19 protein-coding genes are annotated in these 20583 nt (G+C 44.7%); all 19 read right to left on the reverse strand.

The window, feature by feature from the left end; translation table 11 throughout:
* Nucleotides 1-436: 436 nt before the first annotated feature.
* The 19 genes from lysS to spoIIE all read right to left on the reverse strand — a co-directional run bounded on the left by lysS (nt 437) and on the right by spoIIE (nt 20474).
* Complete coding sequence (gene lysS, locus ACQCT5_RS21255) at nt 437-1927, reverse strand: lysine--tRNA ligase (protein ID WP_499644918.1); 1491 nt, start codon at nt 1925-1927, stop codon at nt 437-439.
* Between the two features lie 191 nt (nt 1928-2118).
* Nucleotides 2119-3117: a tRNA dihydrouridine synthase DusB gene (gene dusB / locus ACQCT5_RS21260; RefSeq protein WP_499644920.1), complete on the reverse strand. Its 999-nt coding sequence runs from the start codon at nt 3115-3117 to the stop codon at nt 2119-2121.
* Entirely contained in the window at nt 3117-3350 is a 234-nt protein-coding gene (locus tag ACQCT5_RS21265) for a helix-turn-helix domain-containing protein (protein WP_499644922.1), read from the reverse strand. The genes dusB and ACQCT5_RS21265 overlap by 1 nt, the downstream gene beginning before the upstream one ends.
* Nucleotides 3302-3823, reverse strand: a complete 522-nt coding sequence (gene folK / locus ACQCT5_RS21270; protein WP_499644924.1) for a 2-amino-4-hydroxy-6-hydroxymethyldihydropteridine diphosphokinase — start codon at nt 3821-3823, stop codon at nt 3302-3304. The genes ACQCT5_RS21265 and folK overlap by 49 nt, the downstream gene beginning before the upstream one ends.
* On the reverse strand, nt 3820-4182 hold the full coding sequence (gene folB / locus ACQCT5_RS21275) for a dihydroneopterin aldolase (RefSeq protein ID WP_499645008.1): 363 nt from the start codon (nt 4180-4182) through the stop codon (nt 3820-3822). Before folB ends, folK begins: the two co-directional genes overlap by 4 nt.
* On the reverse strand, nt 4175-5029 hold the full coding sequence (gene folP, locus ACQCT5_RS21280) for a dihydropteroate synthase (RefSeq protein WP_499644926.1): 855 nt from the start codon (nt 5027-5029) through the stop codon (nt 4175-4177). The genes folB and folP overlap by 8 nt, the downstream gene beginning before the upstream one ends.
* Nucleotides 5001-5903, reverse strand: a complete 903-nt coding sequence (gene pabC, locus ACQCT5_RS21285) for an aminodeoxychorismate lyase (RefSeq protein ID WP_499644928.1) — start codon at nt 5901-5903, stop codon at nt 5001-5003. Before pabC ends, folP begins: the two co-directional genes overlap by 29 nt.
* A 1-nt stretch (nt 5904) precedes the next feature.
* Entirely contained in the window at nt 5905-6486 is a 582-nt protein-coding gene (gene pabA, locus ACQCT5_RS21290; protein WP_499644930.1) for an aminodeoxychorismate/anthranilate synthase component II, read from the reverse strand.
* Nucleotides 6483-7910: an anthranilate synthase component I family protein gene (locus tag ACQCT5_RS21295; RefSeq protein ID WP_499644932.1), complete on the reverse strand. Its 1428-nt coding sequence runs from the start codon at nt 7908-7910 to the stop codon at nt 6483-6485. Before ACQCT5_RS21295 ends, pabA begins: the two co-directional genes overlap by 4 nt.
* A 122-nt stretch (nt 7911-8032) precedes the next feature.
* Nucleotides 8033-8959 (reverse strand): cysteine synthase A, encoded by a 927-nt coding sequence (gene cysK / locus ACQCT5_RS21300; protein ID WP_499644934.1) that lies wholly within the window; start codon nt 8957-8959, stop codon nt 8033-8035.
* 108 nt (nt 8960-9067) lie between these two features.
* Nucleotides 9068-9997 (reverse strand): peptidyl-prolyl cis-trans isomerase, encoded by a 930-nt coding sequence (locus ACQCT5_RS21305; RefSeq protein WP_499644936.1) that lies wholly within the window; start codon nt 9995-9997, stop codon nt 9068-9070.
* Between the two features lie 9 nt (nt 9998-10006).
* Complete coding sequence (gene hslO, locus ACQCT5_RS21310) at nt 10007-10888, reverse strand: Hsp33 family molecular chaperone HslO (protein ID WP_499644938.1); 882 nt, start codon at nt 10886-10888, stop codon at nt 10007-10009.
* Between the two features lie 21 nt (nt 10889-10909).
* Complete coding sequence (locus ACQCT5_RS21315; protein ID WP_386645649.1) at nt 10910-11683, reverse strand: type III pantothenate kinase; 774 nt, start codon at nt 11681-11683, stop codon at nt 10910-10912.
* 343 nt (nt 11684-12026) lie between these two features.
* The gene (gene ftsH / locus ACQCT5_RS21320) at nt 12027-13961 is read right to left on the reverse strand and encodes an ATP-dependent zinc metalloprotease FtsH (RefSeq protein ID WP_499644940.1); all 1935 of its coding nucleotides are present in this window, start codon (nt 13959-13961) and stop codon (nt 12027-12029) included.
* An 83-nt stretch (nt 13962-14044) separates the two neighbouring features.
* A complete protein-coding gene (gene hpt / locus ACQCT5_RS21325) occupies nt 14045-14593 on the reverse strand; it encodes a hypoxanthine phosphoribosyltransferase (protein WP_499644942.1) in 549 nt (182 codons plus the stop codon).
* 22 nt (nt 14594-14615) lie between these two features.
* The gene (gene tilS / locus ACQCT5_RS21330) at nt 14616-16010 is read right to left on the reverse strand and encodes a tRNA lysidine(34) synthetase TilS (protein WP_499644945.1); all 1395 of its coding nucleotides are present in this window, start codon (nt 16008-16010) and stop codon (nt 14616-14618) included.
* Nucleotides 16011-16165: 155 nt separating this feature from the next.
* A complete protein-coding gene (gene prkT, locus ACQCT5_RS21335) occupies nt 16166-17209 on the reverse strand; it encodes a serine/threonine protein kinase PrkT (protein WP_499644947.1) in 1044 nt (347 codons plus the stop codon).
* Nucleotides 17175-17912, reverse strand: a complete 738-nt coding sequence (locus tag ACQCT5_RS21340; protein ID WP_499644949.1) for a VWA domain-containing protein — start codon at nt 17910-17912, stop codon at nt 17175-17177. The genes prkT and ACQCT5_RS21340 overlap by 35 nt, the downstream gene beginning before the upstream one ends.
* A gap of 75 nt (nt 17913-17987) precedes the next feature.
* Nucleotides 17988-20474, reverse strand: a complete 2487-nt coding sequence (gene spoIIE, locus ACQCT5_RS21345) for a stage II sporulation protein E (RefSeq protein ID WP_499645010.1) — start codon at nt 20472-20474, stop codon at nt 17988-17990.
* Nucleotides 20475-20583: the final 109 nt, after the last annotated feature.

A 20583-nucleotide genomic window follows, 5' to 3' on the forward strand; every position in this document is an offset into this window, starting at 1 on the left:
ACTCTCCAATAAAGAGTTTGAGCTTATGCTCAAATGTTGACTAGCTTATGTTACTTTTTCGTTCTTTGTTAATCCCTATAGGATTAACGTGGACGCTGTTGTTTTGTTTAGTTTTCAAAGATCATTTTCTTGTGCCGTCTCTCTCAAGGCGACTTTATTATCTTACCAAATTCTTTAATCTGTGTCAACAACTTTTTTCATTTCTTTTTTTGAAGAAACGCTGTCGTTCGTGACAACGTTTATAAATATACCACCGTACAACCCTAAAGGCAATAGCTTTTTGTAATATATTTTACGAAACATTAATGTTGTAATAATCGCATTATTCTAAGCAGGAATCCAAGTTAAATGACACTGCATGGGACTATTTATTAATATGTTTCTGAGAATGCAAAAAAGGGACTCTTCTCACTGATGAAGAAGAGTCCCTTACCTATTATCGGTGTCTCATTTGCGGGAATAATAATACATCCCTAATGGAAGGAGAATTGGTTAACAGCATCACGATGCGATCTATACCGATTCCAAGACCACCTGTTGGAGGCATTCCGTATTCCAAAGCTTCAATGAAGTCATGATCCATTTCATGCGCCTCGTCGTTTCCTTGCTCTTTTTCTTTGAGCTGCGCTTCGAATCTCTCTTTTTGATCGATAGGATCATTTAGCTCCGTGAACGCATTAGCATGCTCACGTCCAACAATGAACAATTCAAAGCGATCAGTGAATCGTGGGTCTTCGGCATTTTTCTTTGCAAGTGGGGAGATTTCCACTGGATGGCCATAGATGAATGTTGGCTGTATCAGTGTTTCTTCCACTTTCTGCTCGAAGAACTCATTCAGGATGTGTCCGAATTGCATATGTTCTGTTACTTGGATGCCATGTTCTTTTGCAATGGCATGCGCCTCTTCGTCCGTCATTTGCTGCCAGAAATCTACACCTGTCGCTTCTTTAACTGCGTCAGCCATGTGCAGTCGCTTCCACTGTGGAGTCAAGTCCACCTCAGTATCGGCATACATCACTTTTGTACTGCCAAGTACTTCTTTGGCAATATGGGCGATCAGGTTTTCTGTAAGATTCATAATATCATTGTAATCCGCATACGCTTCGTACAGTTCAATCATGGTGAATTCCGGGTTATGTCGAGTGGATACACCTTCATTACGGAACACACGTCCGATTTCATAGACCTTCTCCAGTCCACCTACAATCAGGCGTTTCAGGTGAAGCTCAATGGCGATACGCATATAAAGAGTCATATCCAGTGTATTGTGGTGCGTGATGAATGGTCGTGCTGAAGCTCCACCTGCGATAGAGTGCATCATCGGTGTTTCCACTTCAAGGTAACCGTGGTCATCAAGATAGCGGCGCATCGCTTGGATGATTTTGCTTCTTGCGATAAATGTTTCTTTGCTTTCAGGATTTGTAATCAAGTCCAGGTAGCGCTGACGGTAGCGTTGCTCTACGTCTTTTAAGCCATGATATTTTTCAGGAAGTGGACGCAATGCTTTTGTCAGCAGTTCAAATGAAGTAGCTTTAATGGAAAGCTCGCCAACTTTAGTTTTAAAGATCATTCCCGTTACTCCGACGATATCTCCGATGTCTGCTGAGTTGAAGATTTCATAGGCATCATCTCCGACCGCGTCTTTACGAATATATAGCTGGATTTGGCCTGTCAGGTCCTGGATGTGAGCAAAGCCCGCCTTCCCTTTTCCGCGCTTTGTCATAATCCGGCCAGCAATCGTAACAGAAATTTCTTTTGTATCCAGTTCCTCTTTCTCGATATCTCCATATTCAGCGATTAGCTGTTTTGAATCGTTTGTACGTTCAAATCTTGTTCCAAATGGATCCAAGCCTTTATCTCGGTGCTTTTGCAGTTTCTCCCGTCTCACCAATAATTGGTCATTCAAGTTTAATTCTTCTTGACTCATCACACTCAACTCCAACCTTCATATTATTCTTTCCTTCTATGTACATGTCATTACATATCTTTTCTAACACGTTCCATCTATTACTATATCTTATATTTTTACCAACTATAAATAAAGCTAAAACTGCCAGCATCGTACTGGCAGTTTAGAAGGTTAATCTAGGGGTATTATAGGATAGCCTTATGGGCATGTCAAATTACCTGGATGTTCATTTCCTGCTGTTCTTTTTCTTCGACCAGGCTGTCTATAAGACTGACAAGATCTGATCTTGTGTTGCATTCATTGATGGAATTACGCACTATCGCGTTTCCACGGATGCCCTTCAGATACCACGCGGCATGCTTGCGCATTTCACGCACGGCAACATTTTCGCCTTTCAGGTCGATCAGACGGTCCAGATGAAGCTTGCACACGTCCATTTTTTCACGGACGGATGGCTCTCCTACCAGCTTGCCGGTTTCAAGGTATTGCACCGTACGGTAGATCATCCAAGGGTTGCCTAGCGCGGCACGCCCGATCATCACGCCGTCCACTCCTGTTTCCTCGAGCATCCTTTTCGCATCTTGAGGGGTTTCTACATCGCCGTTGCCGATTACCGGGATTTTTACGTTTTCTTTTACTTGCTTGATAATGTCCCAATCTGCATGCCCTTCATACATCTGGACGCGGGTACGGCCGTGTACCGCTACAGCCTGTCCTCCGGCACGCTCCACTGCTTGGGCATTCTCGATGGCATAGATATGCTCCTCGTCCCAGCCGGTACGCATTTTGACTGTAACCGGTTTGTCTACTGCATCTACTACCGCAGAAACCATTTCGTAGATTTTGTTAGGATCGAGAAGCCATCTTGCCCCTGCATCACATTTTACGATCTTCGGGACCGGGCATCCCATATTAATATCGATAATGTCAGCAGTCGTATTTTTGTCTACAAATTTTGCCGCTTCTACTAAAGTATCTTTTTCTCCTCCAAAGATTTGAAGGCTTAGCGGTTTCTCTCTTTCATCAATGTAGAGCATGCCCATTGTTTTGGCGTTTTTATAAAGAATGGCTTTGTCGCTGACCATTTCCGCACAAACGAGACCTGCTCCGAATTCTTTGACTGTCAAACGGAACGCTGCGTTGCATACTCCAGCCATCGGTGCCAGTACTACTTGATTTTTCAATGTAATATCACCGATTTTCAACATTAGCTTTTAACCTCCTCTCTTGTTCTTAGTTCTGGTGGTGTTAATTCTTCTAACGGAACCTTCAATTCTGTCGCAATTGCATGAAGGAATTCTTCTTTTGGCATACGGTTGCCGCGCTCTACTTCTCCCAGTACGGAAACAGATATGTTTAGATTTTTAGCAAAGGCTTCTTGGGTATATCCCTTCAGCTTTCGAAATGCACGGATACGTCTTCCCCATTTTTCGGCTTCCATACGTGTACCCCTTCTCTTTCTTGTAATTCAAGAAGTGCTTCTTTATCTATATTATTCGGAATAGATGTACTATCCGCAATCTCTATCAAAGGAACCAATACAAAGGCTCTTTCCCACATTCGCGGATGGGGAATAATAAGCTCTTCATTTTCAATATTTTCTTGGTTATACAATAAAATGTCAAGGTCTAAAGTTCGAGGGCCCCATCGAATCTCTCTTTCTCTGCCAAAAAAATGCTCTGTTTCTTGCAGAAACTTCAATAATTCAAGGGGGGCATACGAGGTGTTTACTTTAATTACCATGTTCAGAAATTTCGCCTGTTCAGTATATCCGACCGGATCTGTTTCATAAATGGAGGAAGTTTTCACTACTTCTACTTCCTCACCTTCGCCCAATTTCCTGATTGCGCGGGACAGTATGTCAGCGCGGTCCCCTTGGTTGGACCCCAGTGCAATATAGGAGGTATTCATCATCTTCTGCTCCTTGTAATTTCTACCGCAACCGATTCATAGTGTCCCGGTATGGGAGGATCCGGCTTGATCGCTTTGACAGTGCAACGTTCAATAAGAGGAAAGTTGTCCAGCACATCTGCCGCAATTCGTTCCGCAACCGTCTCCACCAATTTGTGGGTTTCCTTTTCCACTACCTGCTGGCACGTGTTGTAGAGGTCGGCATAATTGACCGATTGTGTCAGGTCGTCCGATCGGCCGGCATTGGACAGGTCGAGCTCCACTGTGAGATCAATGACAAAACGTTGCCCGAGCTTCGTCTCCTCCGGAAAAACTCCGTGGTATCCGTAAAACTTCATCTGGTTTACATAGATTTTATCGATGAGCGCTCCCTCCCCTTTGTAGCATGGCATCCATCATTTTGGCCATTCTGGCTATTTCTTTTACATCATGCACCCGAACTATCTGACAGCCCTTCTGTATTCCAAGGCACACGGTAGCACCTGTACCCTCCATTCTTTCCTGAGGTGGCACATCCAACACATGCCCGATGAAGGATTTTCTCGAGGTTCCAAGCAGAACCGGATACCCGAGACCCGTGAAGTGCTCCAGCGCGTTCATCACATCCAGATTATCCCCTTGTGTCTTTGCAAAGCCGATACCCGGATCAAGTACGATGTTCTCTTCCTTCACACCGGCCTGCTTGGCAATGGTAATGCTCTCATAGAGGTCGCTGATCATATCCGGAATAAGCTGAGCATAGTTCCGTTCCTTACGGTTGTGCATCAGTATGATCGGGACCCCGTATTCTGCAGCAACCTTCGCCATATCGGGATCCGCTTTTGCCCCCCATACATCGTTAATGATGGTCGCACCAGCCTCAATGGCCTGCTTCGCCACTTCAGCTTTATACGTGTCGATGGAGATTGGCACATTTATTTCTTTTGCCAAGGCGGAAATGATGGGAATGACCCGCTCCAGTTCCTCCTCGACTTTCACATACATGCTGCCGGGCCGAGTGGATTCCCCGCCGATATCAATAATATCCGCTCCGTGCCCGATTAGTTCCTTGGCGCGTTCCACCGCCACATCTATATGATTGTATTTTCCGCCATCCGAAAAGGAGTCCGGAGTGGCGTTGAGGATTCCCATAATGAGCGTTTTCTCTCCAAGCGGAAGCTCATAAGGGCCGCACGTTAATTTAGTCTGATATAAGTTTGTCTTTGCCATTTTGAATTTCAACCCTCTTTGCCTGTTGATAGGACTGTAGCTGCCTGTTGGTACTTTCTTTATAGAGTTCTCTTAGACGTTCCAAAAGCGGGTGTTGAATTTTTGAAAATTCAACCTCATCGACACGTGAAATCCGGACCATTTCCTGCGTGGAATTGGTCACAAACACTTCCTCACTGCACAGAAGCTCTTCTTTCGTAAAAGCGCCCTCTACCACTTTGACTCCGAGCAGAGATGCCAAGTGGATCACATATTGCCTTGTCACCCCATTTAGGATTCCCGTGGAAATACTTGGAGTGTACAGGGTATTGTTCTTCACCCAAAAAATATTGGATACGATCCCCTCGGAGACGTACCCCTCTCTAGTAAGGAAGATCCCCTCGTCATCAGACAGCTTTCCGAGCTCCCGTTTTCCTAAGAGATTATTAAGGTAGTGGTGCGATTTAAGACGAACAGATCCCTCCGGGGTATTGCGGGGAATCTGTAGGAATACAGCCCTTCTTCCTTCATCCTGAACCGGGGCTACGGGTCTAGTGAATAAAAGGGTGGAAGGCTTTGTATAGGTTTCATTGGGCAGTCCCCAATTACTGATGCCCGCTGTGACATTCAAACGAAGGACACCGTCGGCCAGACCGTTTTTTTCTAGTGCCATCCCGATTAATTCCTCGAGGGACTCATCATCCTCTTCCCATTCAATATAGACGGACGATAGACCTTCTCTTAATCTTTTTAAATGATCCTGAAAAAGAAAAGGTGATCCTTGATAGGTTCGAAATGTTTCAAAAAGCCCTACGCCATATAAAAATCCATGGTCCATGACAGGAATGCTCGTATGTTCGAGCGGCTGCCACGAACCATCCTTGTAGACAATCATGCTACACCTTCTTTGCGGAATAGGTATCGATAAAGTTTCGCAACAACTCTTTGCCGACAGAGGTCATGATGGATTCCGGGTGGAACTGCACCCCTTCGATCGGCAGCTCTTTGTGGCGGATTGCCATTATTTCATCCTGGTCCGTCCATGCCGTGATTTCAAAGCAGTCGGGCAGGGTTTCTTTTTTTACAATCAAGGAATGGTATCTTGTTGCCGTAAAAGGATTGGCCAGGGTACGGAAGATGGTTTTCTCATCATGGTGCATTTCCGAGGTTTTCCCGTGCATCAGCCTTTCTGCCCGAACGACATCTCCGCCAAATACCTGGGCAATGGACTGATGCCCCAGGCAGACTCCAAAGATCGGTTTTTTCCCTGCAAAATGGCGGATTACATCCAAGGATATACCCGCTTCATTAGGAGAACATGGACCGGGCGATATCATCAGAAATTCCGGGTCCATTTCCTCTATTTCTTCTATCGTTATTTCATCGTTTCTTTTTACAACAAGTTCTTCCCCAAGTTCCCCCAAGTACTGTACAAGGTTATACGTGAAGGAATCGTAATTATCAATCATTAAAATCATACTCTCACCTCAGCTCGTAATTTTTGCTCTTCTTCGCTCAACTCTTTTGCCTTCCATAGCGCTGCCGCTTTTTTCAAGGACTCTTTGTATTCTCTTTTTGGAACAGAGTCTACTACCACACCCGCTCCCGCTTGCACATAAGCCATTCCATCTTTTGCAATCATCGTCCGGATGGAAATGTTCAGTTCCATGTCGCCATCAAAACCGATCCAGCCTATAGAACCAGTATAAACAGAACGCCTTACCGGCTCAAGTTCTTCAATGATCTCCATCGTCCGAACCTTAGGTGCACCCGTGATGGTTCCACCCGGAAAAGTAGCTTCAATGATATCATCCACATCTTTGTCCTGCGCCAGTACTCCTTGCACATTTGAAACGATATGCATGACATGCGAATATTTCTCGATCGCCATAAATTCATTGACTTCCACTGAACCGTACTGGCACACCCTTCCAAGGTCATTGCGCTCCAGGTCCACCAGCATCACGTGCTCCGCGCGCTCCTTTTCATTTTCGATCAGTTCCTTGGCAAGCAGCAAATCTTCCGCATCCGTCTTTCCGCGTGAACGAGTCCCGGCTATGGGCCTTGTACTTACTACCTCGCCTTTTTTCTTCACTAAAAGCTCAGGAGATCCACTTACAAGCTGGAACTCGGGAAATTGCAAATAGCCCATATATGGAGAAGGATTTATTTTTCTTAAAGCAGTATAGATCTCCATTGGGTGAGTCAAAAGCGGTTTTGCTTGCCTTACAGAAAGGTTCACTTGGAATACATCCCCTTGCGCGATATATTCCTGCACCTTTTCCACCGCTTCCATGAAGGATTCTTCCGTAAAGGAAACCTCCCTGTTCAAGGATTGGCCGGTAGCTACATAAGGATAGATGGCAGACTCCACCTGATTACTCCATTGTTTTTGGTACCTATCCAACTTATCTTCTGCAGTTCCCTCTTCACCCTCCTTTACATGGACCACCATGTAAAGGGAATTTTCCTCTTTATCATAAACGAACACATCGTCAAACAGCAGGAAATACAAGTCCGGTATGGCAAGATCATCCTCGGAAATAGAAGGAAGGTCTTCAATGAACCGCACACAATCATAGGTCAAATAACCAATGGCACCCCCTGTAAAATCAGGGAAGCCTTCCAGCCTTTTTGTGGTTCTGTCTGACACAAATTCTTTCAGCCTCTTCAAAGGATGACCGTTCACTATTTGTTTGTTCCCATCCTTATCCGTGATCTCGAGCGTCGTATCTTTACCCTTCAAGGAAGCTACAGGGTCCAGGCCAATGATACAATACCTTCCTCCACGGCCACTTTCCAAAAGAATATGATAGGGTTTATTTTCAGCCAACGCTTTATATCGGGTAAACCATTCATTCTCTTCCAAGGCTATCTTACGTCCAACAGGTACTTTTTGCATTCTTGCTGTCACGCTCCTAACTTGCATATTACCTATATTCTACATGAAACTTGTCGATTATTGCACTTCTATATCCCAATAAAAAAAGGAAAACAGTACGTACCTGTTTTCCTTAACATTTCCTATTCTTCAAATTGATATAACGCCGTGCTCAAATAGCGTTCCCCATTACTCGGGATGACCGCTAACACTTTTTTTCCCTTCCCCAGCTCTTTGGCCACTTTTAATGCGGCAAAAATGGCAGCTCCAGAGGAAATTCCTCCTAAAATACCTTCCGCTTTTGCAGCAAGACGGGCATATTCGAAGGCTTCTTCATTTTTGACCGTTATAACCTGATCATAGATTTCCGTATCAAGGATGGAAGGAACAAATCCTGCTCCGATTCCCTGAATTTTATGCGGCCCTGGCTTCCCGCCGGATAGCACCGGGGAGTCAGTTGGCTCCACCGCTACAATCTTGATGCCAGGATAAGCTTCCTTCAGCACTTCCCCTGCACCGGTAATCGTTCCGCCTGTCCCGATGCCAGAAACGAAAGCATCAAGCTGATCACCCATCTGCTCCACAATTTCTTTCCCTGTGGTTTTGCGGTGAATTTCCGGGTTCGCTTTATTGTTAAACTGCTGTGGCATGAAAAGATCTTTTTCCTTGGAGATGGCCTCCGCCTTTCGGATCGCACCGCCCATTCCTTCTGCACCTGGTGTCAGTACCAATTCTGCACCATAAGCACGAAGCAGGTTCCGTCGCTCCAAGCTCATCGTATCAGGCATGACCAAAATTGCCTTCAGCCCTTTAGCCGCTGCCACCATCGCTAAACCTATCCCCGTGTTTCCGCTGGTAGGTTCGATAATCGTATCGCCCTCTTTCAGCGTTCCCTCCTCTATTGCCGCATCAATCATCGCTAAAGCAATCCGGTCCTTTACGCTGCTGCCCGGGTTCATATATTCGAGCTTCAGGTAGACATCCGCCATATCCTCTTCAACAATTCTATTAAGTTTTACTATAGGTGTTTGACCGATTAACTCATCAATGGAATTTGCAACTCGTACCACTTGAACTCCCCCATTCATTTAAAGCTTAGTGTTTTTGTCGGAATTACTTCCATTTAACACCACTTAATCTGAATTGTCAATTTATTTGCATCGACGAAAAACGCATCCTTATTGCGCGGAGGATTGATTCCATTCCACTCCGACCTCTTCCCAAAAAATAGAAGGGTCCATGGTTCCTTCCATATGCTCCAAAGCAAGCTGACGTCGAATTTGATCCTTCACTTCTTTAAAGGAATATGTAACTCCTTCGACCTTTTCATGCAAATACAGCACCACATAATGATCATCTACAGAAAAGGCATCGCTCCATGAAGCATTCTTCATTCCTTTGGCCTCTTCGAGATAGGAGCTTGGGTACACCTCCGTTTTTGCAGTTAAGAAACCTAAGTCTCCCCCTTGGTTTGCAGTAAGCTCATCCGTTGAAACTTCCATCGCAAGAGAAGGGAAGCTCGATCCTCCCTTAAGATCTTTTATCACGGCCTCTGCTTCCTCTTTTGACTCCACTACGATGTGCGAAAGATGGAACGCTTCGTCCAAGGCGAACGTTTCTTTATTTTGTTCGTAGTAGGATTCAAGCTCCTCTTCCGGGATGGTAACATCTTTTACAAGCAATTCCTCTAAAAGCAGGCTTGATTTGATCTGCTGCTTCACTACTTCTTCAGATGAAGTCTGAAGCATCGGGGAACGGGTGTACATCGTCTTGATCATGTTCCATTCCCTCTCCACTGCTTCATCCGAAACGGTGACCTTATATTTTTTCGCCATCTGCTGGACTACCTCTTGGTTTACCAACGTCCGGGAAACTTCATCTCCATACATCTTTTCAAGCTCCTGAAGCAACGCTTTCCTGGTGATTGGCGTATCACCGACAGTGGCAACTACATTATCATTGCCATTAACGAATGCAGCTGCATCTGATGCCTCTTTCAGCGAAAAGGATTGCTTGGCTAAGAATGCCAGGGTCAAACAGTTGATAATGACGAGTCCAAAAATAATATTCCATAACCATTTTCTCTTTAATTGCCCCTTTTGCTGCATCAATGTCACCTAACCTTTAACTTGCTCTCTCATACTTTCTAGCTCTTCCTTGGTGAATTTATAGGATGAATTGCAGAAATGGCACATAGCCTCAGCTTGTCCCTCGTCTTCTATAATTTCCGTGATTTCCTTCTCCCCTAATGAGATGATTGCACGTTCAAACCGTTCCTTGGAACATTGACATTTAAATTCCACCGGTAATGTCTCCAGGAACTTCAGATTTTCCGCTCCGAGAATCTCCATCAGAAGTTCTTCCGGCGTAAGTCCTTTTTCTATCAACTTCGAAACTGGAGTCATATTGTTTATCTTTTCTTCAATCACCGTGATGGTTTCTTCTGATGTACCCGGCATCAATTGAATGATGAAACCGCCTGACGCAAGAATCGAGTTATCCGGATTTACCAGCACCCCTACTCCCACTGCAGATGGAACTTGCTCAGAGGAGACCAGATAATAGGTGAAGTCCTCACCAAGTTCTCCCGAAATCAATTCTGTCTGGCCGGAGAAATGCTCTCTTAGACCTAGGTCCTTAACGATAGAAAGATTTCCGTTTGTTCCCACTGCACGCGCAACATCCAACTTACCCTGTTGATTCAAATCAAAATGCGTTTGTGGATTGGTCACATACCCTCTTACCTGTCCTTTTGCGTTGCTGTCCACTAGGATGACCCCAATTGGACCACCACCATCAATCTTTACGGTAAGTTTGTTTTCCCCTTTAAGCATTGCTCCTAGCATAACAGAAGCAGACATCGCTCTTCCTAGTGCAGCAGAAGCGGTTGGCCAGGTTTGATGGCGCTTTTGAGCCTCTGATACGGTGTCTGTTGTTCTTACTGCATACGCACGGACTTGCCCTTCAAAGGCAAGTGCTTTAACAAGATAGTCTGACATGGGTGTTGCTCCTTTCTATTTTCAATCTTCTTTTGTGTTCTTTGTATAGATCAAATGTAATCCTTTAAGCGTTAAAAACGGGTCGACAATGTCGATGACATCCGATTCATTTCCGATAAGGGAAGCAAGTCCCCCTGTTGCGATAACTTTCGGAGGAGTAGGAGATTGACGTTTCATCCGCTCCACAATTCCCTCCACTTGGCCGACATAACCAAAAAGGATACCCGCTTGCATGGCACTTACTGTGTTTTTCCCTATTACACCTTCAGGTCGCGCTATCTCAATCCTTGGCAGCTTTGAAGCTCTGGAATAAAGGGCCTCCGTTGAAATGCTGATACCCGGTGCGATGGCCCCGCCCATATATTGCTTGTCCTCATTGATATAACAATAGGTGGTAGCTGTTCCGAAATCCACAATGACCAACGGGCTTCCGTAAAGGTGGATACCCGCTACCGCATTTACGATACGGTCTGCCCCGACCTCTCTCGGATTTTCATATTTTATGTTCAAGCCTGTTTTGATACCAGGACCGACTACTAATGGTTTTAAATGAAAGTATTTCTGGCACATTCTTTCCAGAGAGAACATGATTGGCGGTACTACAGACGAAATGATAATTCCTTCAAAGTCTTTGAAGGAAAGGCCGACATGCTCAAGAAGGGATTTGATGATCATCCCAAATTCATCCTCGGTCTTGTTCCGACTCGTTTCCACTCTCCAATGATGCTTTAACTCTTCTCCTTCGTATACACCAATAACAGTATTTGTATTCCCAACATCCAAGACAAATATCATTATAATCCCCACTTTACTAACTATTTGGCTTTGTTAAACACCGCTGTTGATTTCCGCACTAGGCTGCGCTTTCCGCGGGGCTTGCGAGAGCCTCCTCGGCTTCGCCTGCGGGGTCTCCACTAACCGCTACCTCCCGCAGGAGTCTTCGCCTATTGCTCCAATCACCAGCTAGTGAACCTTGAAAATAAAAATAATTGTTTAACTTAGCCAACTATATTTACATGGCTACATCATACCACACAACGCCTTATTCAACCCCAGAAAAAATTCTTATTCCGCGGGAAATACATAAATCGACAAAACTCCCTACAAAAAAAGATGCCTGAGACCAGGCATCTTTTTTTTATTCTTTCTTATCGTCCGTTGTATCTAGCTTATCCGCGTCTTTTTTAGTGTTGATGTTCACTTTTACATCATCTGGACCAGTTGCTTGTGTTAAAGGAAGTTCTGGTAGTTTTCCTTTTTCCACAAGGTGCTTGATTTGATCTGCATCAAGTGTTTCAACCTCTAACAAAGTCTGAGCGATCAGCTCAAGCTTATCGCGGTTTTCTGTCAGGATTTGTTTTGCACGCTCATACGATTCTTTAATGAAACGCTGAATTTCCGTATCGATCTGGTGTGCAATGGCATCGCTGTAGTTCTGCTCGTTTTGGATATCGCGTCCAAGGAACACTTGGCCACCTGAATTCTGGCCAAACTGTAATGGTCCAAGCTTTTCGCTCATTCCGTACTCTGTTACCATTTTTCGGGCAATGGCAGTTGCGCGTTGGAAATCGTTATGCGCCCCTGTGCTCGCTTCTCCAAATACCAATTCCTCTGCTACACGACCGCCCAACAAACCAACAATCTTGTCTAATAGCTCCGGCTTTGTCATGAAATAGCGATCTTCTTTTGGAAGCATCACTGCATAACCGCCTGCTTGCCCGCGAGGAACGATGGTAACTTTATGTACCATATCCGCTTCATCAAGGACGACACCGATTATGGTATGGCCCGCTTCGTGATAAGCGACAATATTTCGTTCCTTCTTGGAAATGACTCTGCTCTTTTTCGCTGGACCTGCAATGACACGGTCAATCGCTTCATCAATATCAAGCATATCGATTTTCTTTTTGTCATGTCTAGCTGCCACTAACGCAGCTTCATTTAACAGGTTTTCTAAGTCGGCACCCGAAAAACCAGGTGTGCGCATCGCGATTGTTTTCATATTAATGTTATCATCTAAAGGTTTGTTGCGGGCATGTACTTGAAGTACTGCTTCACGACCCTTTAGATCTGGGCGGTCCACCGTAATCTGACGGTCAAAACGTCCAGGACGAAGTAGTGCTGGATCAAGAATATCCGGTCGGTTCGTTGCTGCGACGATGATGATACCCTCATTGGCACCGAAACCGTCCATCTCAACAAGCAATTGGTTAAGGGTTTGTTCACGCTCATCGTGACCACCGCCCAGACCCGCTCCACGTTGACGACCCACTGCATCAATTTCATCGATAAAGATGATACAAGGTGCATTTTTCTTTGCGTTTTCGAATAGGTCACGCACACGTGATGCACCGACCCCTACGAACATTTCTACAAAGTCAGATCCACTGATGGAGAAGAATGGTACGCCTGCTTCACCGGCTACCGCTCTTGCAAGCAAGGTTTTACCAGTACCCGGAGGACCTACCAACAGGACCCCTTTCGGAATGCGGGCACCAAGCTCAGAGAATTTCCGAGGATCCTTCAGGAACTCTACAACCTCTACAAGCTCTTGCTTTTCTTCATCAGCACCGGCAACATCTTTGAATTTGACCTTTTTCTTTTCTTCGCTATATAGCTTCGCCTTGCTTTTACCAAAGTTCATGACACGGCTTCCGCCGCCTTGTGCTTGATTGAGCAAGAAGAAGAATAGGATGAAGATGATGACAAAAGGAATGATGGAAGTAAAGAAGGTTACCCACCCGCTCGTTTCTTCCGCTTTTTCCACGTTCATGACAATCTTATTCGTTTCAGCAATGGTTTCCACACGTTCTAAAGCACTGGGACTATTCGGAACAGCAGTGACGAAAGTCTTGCCTTCTTCTGCACCTTTAATTTTCCCGCGCACCTCATAGACGGAACGAGTAGGCTGTATGGAAAACTCTTCTACTTTGTTCTCTTCAAGATTTTGGATGAATGTATTATAGGTGATCGGGTCTTCTTTCGTATTAGGGCTGTTAAAGAAGCTTACTACCCCAATGACCACTAGAAATATCAGTAAATAAAATATGGTGTTTCGAAATATTCTGTTCATCCCTTACCTCCTCCCACGATAGACAAACTAAACCAATAGTATCATAGAAAATTAATCCAATTCAAGAAATCAGGTTTCTAATGTTAATCTTCGTTATTTGTATAGATTTCCGGCTTTAACACTCCGATATAAGGGAGGTTGCGGTATCTTTCCGCATAATCAAGTCCGTAGCCCACAACGAATTCATCCGGTACGATAAATCCGACATAGTCAGCTGTAATATCGGCTTTTCTTCCGCTTGGCTTATCCAAAAGCGTGACAATCTTGATTGTTTTTGCTTTACGGTAACGGAAAAGCTCCACTAGATAGCTAAGAGTCAGACCACTATCAATGATGTCCTCAATGATAAGGATATCTCTGCCTTCAACAGATGTGTCCAAATCCTTCAGGATCTTAACCTCTCCTGAAGAAACAGTGGAATTACCATAGCTTGAAACATCCATGAAATCCATTTCCAAATATGTATCCATACGTTTAATCAGGTCGCCCATGAATGGCATAGCGCCTTTAAGAACACCAATAGCCAGTGGAAAACGGTCGTGATAGTCCTCTGTCAATCGTGCACCTAATTCTCTTACTTTTGCTTGAAGCTCTTCTTCACTAAAGAGTACTTTTTCAATATCTTTGTTCATTTCGTTGTTGCCTCCCAAACTGTTAGCTCTTCTTAATGGTTAAAACTAAAACTGGACCCATCGTTTCCTCTGTTGCTTCAAAAGACGAACGTTTCAGCATGGGCACCCATAAAACAGATTCATTTGCATCCACTATCACCGGCCATGAATCCCGTTTTGCGATCGGTATTTTCGCTTCGATAAAGATGCTTTTCAGTTTTTTGGAGCCCTGCGTCCCCTTCAGCTTCATTCGATCCCCACTAAGCCTCGATCTGACATGAAGCGGAAATGCTACTTTCGATAAATCTAGGATAGCTTGGTTCTTTTCTACCTGAACAGCATGTTTGTAGTGTGTCCAAACCTCGCTAATGATTACATCATCTGTAGGCAATGTTATATTCCCAGGCACTTCAATCATGGCACGAAAGGGAATGGCCCTTTCATTTTCAAATGATAACGTGCAATCATTGTAGGACCGAGTAACCTGCAAATCGTTAGGGAAATGTAACATTCCAGAAGGGTGTTCACTTTCCAATAAGGATAACAAATTATCAATATGTATAGAGGAAAGAGATGGAGGAATTTCATTATTATAGAGATAGTTTAATATTAGTTGAAACCCTCTTCTTTGTAAAGGTTTTGCCATTAAAAGCAAAGGTTCTCTCCTAAGGACCACTCTGCTTTCATTTTTGGTTTTAATTACTTTATTCCATTCTTTTTCGGTTAATTCCTCCAAGTAGGAATTGTCCTCTTGTAAATGCTCACTGAAGCTCTGAAACTTCTCATTCAGTGCAGGAAATTCTTCTCTCAGCAATGGCAATACATGATGCCTTATCCGGTTTCTGCGATAGGCATCCTTATCATTGCTTGGGTCGTGACGGTATGAGAGCCCGTTTTGTTGAACATATTCTAGCACTTCCTCCTTTGTAACAGAAAGAAGCGGGCGAATGATCCATCCGTTTCCAAAAGGACGCTTCGGCAAAATCCCGGCATATCCATTAATGGAGGAGCCCCGTCCCATTCTCATAAGCATCGTTTCCACCTGATCATCGCCGTGATGTCCCAGTGCCAGAAAATCCGCGCTATGCTTTACCATCACTTCCTCATAGAAAGAGTAACGACACTTTCTTGCGGCTTCCTGTGCGCTCCATTTGTTCTCCTTTTGAAAGGCCTTCACATCTATTCTTGCCGCTTCAAAAAGAATATTTCTTTTTTCACATTCCGCTTTTACGAAAAGCAGGTCTTCTTCCGATTGCTTCCCCCTGAACATATGATCCACATGGGCTACAACCAACTCCAACCGCTTTTCCTTGCGGATACTGATTAAATAATGCAGCAGACTGATGGAGTCTGCGCCTCCGCTGACTCCGATCACCACTTTGGAATCTTCAGGAAGTAAATGATGCTTTTGAATAAAGGCAGAAACATTGTTCCACATATATCATACCCATTCCTTTGAACTTACACGTATAATTTTCTCCTTTATCCTACCATTTGAGGCAACCCCCTGCAAAACAGTTGCTCGGTCCATCAACTAGTAAAAACATCCATATCCCTTTATACCCATTATCCCTTGCAATAAACGCTGTCGTACTAGAGCAGTGTTCCATATATATAGAAAAAATACGCGGCCAGGACAATGGTAATCAGGACACTTGTTTCAATAAAGCCTTTGGACTTGCTTTTCTTCGGCACCACTTGGCTTTGTGCTGCCTGTTGCCGTGCCTGGTGTTTCTGCGTGCGATTCGTATAGGAGGCTGCCGTTTGCTGTGGGGATGCTTTGAATCTGCCCTGTTGTGCAGCCTGAACTTTCCCAGTATTGGAATTACTCATTGCCTGCAAAAAATCCCTTTTCATTGCGGCCGCTGAAGCATACTGTCCCGACAAAGCACGGACAAGCACCTTTTCATATTTGCGCAGCCAAAGATTTCCTGGTATATAGGATGACAGCTGCTTGATTCCATCCTCCCCGTTTTTTTGAAATTGTTTAGGATAGCATGTATGAATCATGATCATCGCTACGGCAAAAAGGTCGTAGGTCGGCTCTGCTTTTCTTGAACCCAAACCCCAATAGCCTCTATCGAAGAACTCCGTAAATTCCTTGATCGCTCTTCCTTTTATCGTTGTCCCACCTACGTCAATCAGCCGTACTTTGGGAGGGTTCGCGGTTACAATCAGATTGTCAGGCTTCAGGTCGCCAAATACCCAGCCTTCCTCGTGCAGAGTCTGGAGATCGGTCAGCAGCTGCAGAACAAGGATCCCTGCCCATTCCATCCCCTTATTCTGAATAAAAGTGAGGAATGCTTCTCCTTCGAGGTATTCCATGACATAGAAAGAGAATACCTTTTGGCCATTGCCTCTTACCCAATCATCCACATCCAACAAAGAAGGCCCGAGGGAAAATCCCCGGACCTTCGAAAAATGACGTAGGACGTTAACCTCAGAAGTGATGGATGAACTATTTTCACTAATTTTCAGTGCCGCCAATCCACTAGAGCTTCTGGTTAAGTACACATATCCTGTCGCGCCATATCCCAGCGTCTTTAGAATCGTGTAGCTTTTTTGGTGCCATTTTCCGAAGATGGTCGTTCCTTGAGGCAGGTTACCTACCTGATTCTTCATAGTATTGTTCATCATCGGAAATCAAGCTCCTTAAGCTACGCGTTTTCTTGAAATAAGGAATGGCTTCATTAAGTGCAGGTCCTGTAGGCGTAATTCCCCCTGTCGCCAATTTCGGAAAAATGCTGGATAAAGATTCCAGCTTCGGCGTCCAATCCAGAATATTTTCCACCTCCTGGCGTTTTCCAGGAAAGACAAAAGCGGAAAACTGGTTGTCTCCCATTCTGGCATTTAAGCTAAGGGAAAGATCGAGCAAGGCTTCCTTTACCGTCGGAAGCTTGGATTTCATACTGGCACTCGTATCTACCAATATCAATACCTGAAGTGATACCGTTTCCCCTAATTCATCCACCACTTCCATGACCTCGCCGCGCTTCTCAGGAGGCAGGTCCTCCATGGAAGAGTTGGAACCCAGAATTTGCTGAAGCTCTTTGTTGATTACCCCCTGCAAGGTTTGAGTCATCGCCTTTCTTGTTACCATCTGGACGGTCTGGGACAAGTTTTTCGCATAAACGATCTGACTTACCCCGCCACCCGACATCGCAATGCCTTCAATTTCCTGCATGCCTCTCTCATCTATCGTATCTTCATCCATAACCCCAATGACATTTACCGTGATATCCTGTTCCTTCGCAAGTGCTGCCATTGCAATCGGGTCTTCCCCTGAATTCGAGCACCCATCTGTGATCAATAGAATTTGCTTCAACGTTCCTTTATACACGTTTCGTCCCCTCCTAATGCGTATAATTTACATTAGCCATCATGGACGAAATCATATGGATTTATACCTTGAATTTCACAACGCCTCCTTCATCGTTTGATTTTTTGATAGATAATGATAGGCAGGAATCGCTGCCCATTTCGGAATGTTCCTCTCTATTTTTGCCACCACAACGGTCATGTCATCCTGTATCTGCCCTGAGCGGGTTCTGATAACCTCCTCCATAATTATATCTGCCACTTCCTGCGGATCATCCGTTTGAATCTCCGACACCTTCCGTTTCATCCATAGATCATAGTTCTCTACATGCTTAGGACCCTCAAAGATTCCGTCACTCATCATAATGAGCAAGTCTCCAGCCTTCAACTGTTCGCTGACGACATCCACATCGAACTCCTGAATAATTCCCATCGGTAGGTTACTGGCTTCTATTTTTAATACACGGTCCCCCCTTTTGACAAAGCTTGGCGTCGATCCGACCTTCAGGAATTTCGCAGAAGCATCCTGGAGATCGATCATTGCCAGATCAAGCGTCGTAAAAATCTCATCGGTGGTTCGCAACGATAGAACGGAATTCACCGATTTTATCGCGACCTTCTCTTTAATGCCTGATTGCAGGATTTCCTGTAAAAGTTTTAAGGTTTCTTTGCTCTCATAATGCGCACGCTCCCCATTTCCCATGCCATCACTAATGGCGATGGCGAATTTTCCATGCCCCAACTCTATAGTGGAAAAACTATCTCCCGATATAAGCCCTCCCCCTTTTGCCGCATGTGCCACACCTGTATCTACCGTAAATGCTTTCGCAGAGCCAAATGATACATAGCAGTATCCATTATTGTCTGCATTACACTCTTCTTTTTTCACCATAATGTTTTCATTCAATATATCTGAAAGCATCGGAGCAATGAGTTTTTCACATTCGCCTCTTCCCTGGCAATAAGGAACGGTCATTTCAATATCGACATTCCCCTGCTCGACACTGTAGATTTCCACTTGTTCTATTTGGATACCGAACGCTTGCAGCGCATCTAGTATTTGGTCTTCCTGAAGATAATGATTCTCCCGCTCTCGTTGAATTTCTTTCGCAAAATCCTCCATCACCTGGGATACCCCCAATAATTGATCGGCTACCAACCTCCTACTCTCCATTAATTGTTTTTTCAGCTTTTCACTCGCGTGGAACTGGGTTAACTCGTTCTTGATGACAGTCTTCACTTTTTCTGATTTTACACAATGGCGATCCCACTCCTTTTGTAGTTTGACGTTTAAACTAATGGTTCCCTCCTCGGTGTCTTCCATCAATTTCGTCATATATTCATAGGTTTTATGAAAATTCTGTGTCCAGCACTGGTCCTTCTTGAAGCAGTTTTGACATGTCTTTTCTGTCACATTGCTCAAAAATAGATCCACTTCCTGCTCAGAATCCGGCTGTTCAAACTGAAATTTGGAAAAGCTGCTCGACAGCGCCTGGAATACATGGGAGAACTGCTCGACCCTGTTGGCGGTCACATCCCGTATTTTCCTTAGATATTGCTGCTGTTCGGCATTGTATTCTGCGGTTCCGGGGATAAATTTCGCCAGATTTGAAATGGCTTTCTGCGGGGTAAGTAAAAAGAGTACCACTGCCGTCATCGATTCAAGGATTGTCGGCATCAGCATATTTGTTCCCTCGCCATAAATACCAATCAAAAGCGTTCCAAGGAGCAGTCCCACGGAAACACCAAGTTTATTCCCTTCCCTCAGCAGGCCACCTAAAAGCCCCGCAAAAGCAAGCAGGCTCATTTGGTATAAATTCGAGACGGTAGCAAGGCTCAGAATCAAGCCTGTGACCACCCCGACAGTCGATCCGATTGTAGCACCGGCGACAAACGCGAAGATCAGTACGAGGTATCTTGATAATATATGTTCAATGGCCATGTCATACATGGTCCAGCCGATTGTTCCTGTCAGTACGGAGGCCAATAGGATAATGAGGCAAATAATTTCTTCGGTCTTGAATGCCTGCCGCTTTTTTCTCATCATGATCAACGGGATGCTTTGAAAGAAGATAAGCGTCAGGATGAATCCAAGCCCCGCTTCCACCCCAATCATCATCCAGTCATAGGCCACAATCCCGGTTGTAAAATATAGCATGGCCGACTTGGAAAGGAATGCCGACAGGAAGACCAGAAACGGCAAAGCTTTAAGCGCTTCGAACTTCAATGCCAGCGTCCACCTGAACAGGAGCACAAAAAGGATCATCCCTCCGAACACATAGGCAGCCGTCATAAGGGATACCGTACTGGACCCGACCAAGAGCGCTATCAGGGTCAAGCCTGCACGTTTCTTTTTCATAAAATAAACTGCTGCAAAAAATGGCAGCGCGAACGGCGTCACTTCTCCAAGGATCAGGGCCCGTCCCAAAAGAAAGCCGATAAAGACCAACAAGAATCCTTGATGAAAAAGAACGGATGTTATCCTGCTCCTGGCATTTTGAATATTTCTTATCAGTCCCTTTTTTAGCTTCCCTAGATGAACATTAGAAACTGGCTCCCCCATATTCCTTTCTATTCTCTCCATCATATCCACTCCCGTTTCGGTTCATTGAGGTCATTATACAAAGTAAAAACGAAAAGTTTTGTCAAACGAGCAGTGGCGTTCACAAAAAACGTTCGACGTAATTCAAGGA

The organism is Sutcliffiella halmapala, assembly GCF_050107295.1.
GTDB lineage: Bacteria > Bacillota > Bacilli > Bacillales > Bacillaceae_I > Sutcliffiella_A > Sutcliffiella_A halmapala_A.

What these genes read in the sequence shown, in the direction of transcription:
- folK (WP_499644924.1), bottom strand. Translation starts at nt 3,823, where the DNA reads ATGATGAATACCTCCTATATTGCACTGGGGTCCAACCAAGGGGACCGC.
- prkT (WP_499644947.1), bottom strand. Translation starts at nt 17,209, where the DNA reads ATGATGAACAATACTATGAAGAATCAGGTAGGTAACCTGCCTCAAGGA.
- tilS (WP_499644945.1), bottom strand. Translation starts at nt 16,010, where the DNA reads ATGTGGAACAATGTTTCTGCCTTTATTCAAAAGCATCATTTACTTCCT.
- ACQCT5_RS21305 (WP_499644936.1), bottom strand. Translation starts at nt 9,997, where the DNA reads ATGCAGCAAAAGGGGCAATTAAAGAGAAAATGGTTATGGAATATTATT.
- ACQCT5_RS21295 (WP_499644932.1), bottom strand. Translation starts at nt 7,910, where the DNA reads ATGCAAAAAGTACCTGTTGGACGTAAGATAGCCTTGGAAGAGAATGAA.
- hpt (WP_499644942.1), bottom strand. Translation starts at nt 14,593, where the DNA reads ATGAACAAAGATATTGAAAAAGTACTCTTTAGTGAAGAAGAGCTTCAA.
- ftsH (WP_499644940.1), bottom strand. Translation starts at nt 13,961, where the DNA reads ATGAACAGAATATTTCGAAACACCATATTTTATTTACTGATATTTCTA.
- hslO (WP_499644938.1), bottom strand. Translation starts at nt 10,888, where the DNA reads ATGTCAGACTATCTTGTTAAAGCACTTGCCTTTGAAGGGCAAGTCCGT.
- dusB (WP_499644920.1), bottom strand. Translation starts at nt 3,117, where the DNA reads ATGTTGAAAATCGGTGATATTACATTGAAAAATCAAGTAGTACTGGCA.
- ACQCT5_RS21265 (WP_499644922.1), bottom strand. Translation starts at nt 3,350, where the DNA reads ATGGAAGCCGAAAAATGGGGAAGACGTATCCGTGCATTTCGAAAGCTG.
- pabC (WP_499644928.1), bottom strand. Translation starts at nt 5,903, where the DNA reads ATGATTGTCTACAAGGATGGTTCGTGGCAGCCGCTCGAACATACGAGC.
- ACQCT5_RS21315 (WP_386645649.1), bottom strand. Translation starts at nt 11,683, where the DNA reads ATGATATTTGTCTTGGATGTTGGGAATACAAATACTGTTATTGGTGTA.
- pabA (WP_499644930.1), bottom strand. Translation starts at nt 6,486, where the DNA reads ATGATTTTAATGATTGATAATTACGATTCCTTCACGTATAACCTTGTA.
- lysS (WP_499644918.1), bottom strand. Translation starts at nt 1,927, where the DNA reads ATGAGTCAAGAAGAATTAAACTTGAATGACCAATTATTGGTGAGACGG.
- folP (WP_499644926.1), bottom strand. Translation starts at nt 5,029, where the DNA reads ATGGCAAAGACAAACTTATATCAGACTAAATTAACGTGCGGCCCTTAT.
- spoIIE (WP_499645010.1), bottom strand. Translation starts at nt 20,474, where the DNA reads ATGGAGAGAATAGAAAGGAATATGGGGGAGCCAGTTTCTAATGTTCAT.